This window comes from Lacticaseibacillus chiayiensis, from assembly GCF_004123795.1.
GTDB classification, from domain to species: Bacteria; Bacillota; Bacilli; order Lactobacillales; family Lactobacillaceae; genus Lacticaseibacillus; species Lacticaseibacillus chiayiensis.
In genome coordinates this window covers 1-804 of sequence record NZ_MSSM01000057.1, presented here as the reverse complement: position 1 = coordinate 804, position 804 = coordinate 1, and the positions used below count along the sequence as shown (strand labels likewise).

The window sequence follows — 804 nt, the reverse complement described above, 5'->3', positions numbered from 1 at the left end:
CTTGACCGCGGTATCGTGATCCTTGATCTCAGCTGCCAGTTTGGTATTGACGAAAATCTTTTCACGGGCAATGCCAGATTGACGCACACCTTCGCCAACCCCGGCTTCATTGTCATAAGCCTCTGCAGTGTCAATGTGGCGGTATCCGACATCAATTGCCTCATGCACTGCCTTAGCCGCTTCTTCATCTGAGTCAATTAGCCAGGTGCCAAAGCCGATTTTTGGAATCTTGACCCCGTTCGTCAGCGTGTATGTCTCTTCTAGCAAAATCACCACTCCTTTCAAAAAATTGCTGCACTTTTTTGCCGACAAGGGCGTAAAAAACACCGATGAACGCAATTGAGCATCTGTCGGCTTACGTGCTACACTCACTTTATCCCCTAAAGTCGACTTTAGGGCAAGATGAATCTTTTTGCAATATGTGTCTTGATGCACAAGCAACAATGGAGGTCATTATGTCTGCTTCATATACCATCGGCGAAGTCGCCGCCATCACGCATCTTTCCGTCCCGACCATTCGTTACTACGACAAAGAAGGCCTCATCCCCGATCTCAAAAAAGATCAAGCCGGCATGCGCTGTTTTAACGAACGGAACCTTGGGGCATTGGAAATGGTCAACTGTCTCAAAACGGCAGGCATGTCGATCAAAGATATCCGCACATTTATGCAATGGAATTTAGAAGGCGACGCTACCCTCACCAAACGGCTAGACTTCTTCAACCAACTCCACGACACGGTCGAAAACCAGATGAAGCAACTGGAACAAACGCTCAACACGATTGAATACAAGCAACACTATTATC

The 804-nt window shown here is 47.3% G+C and carries 2 protein-coding genes; one reads left to right on the top strand and one right to left on the bottom strand.

The window, feature by feature from the left end; genetic code table 11:
- Positions 1-267 (bottom strand): aldo/keto reductase (locus tag BVJ53_RS14150; RefSeq protein WP_137296001.1); only part of this gene is annotated, 267 nt, incomplete at its 3' end.
- Between the two features lie 188 nt (positions 268-455).
- Between BVJ53_RS14150 and BVJ53_RS14145 the strand changes: the two genes are divergently transcribed.
- Positions 456-804 (top strand): MerR family transcriptional regulator (locus BVJ53_RS14145; protein WP_137296000.1); only part of this gene is annotated, 349 nt, incomplete at its 3' end.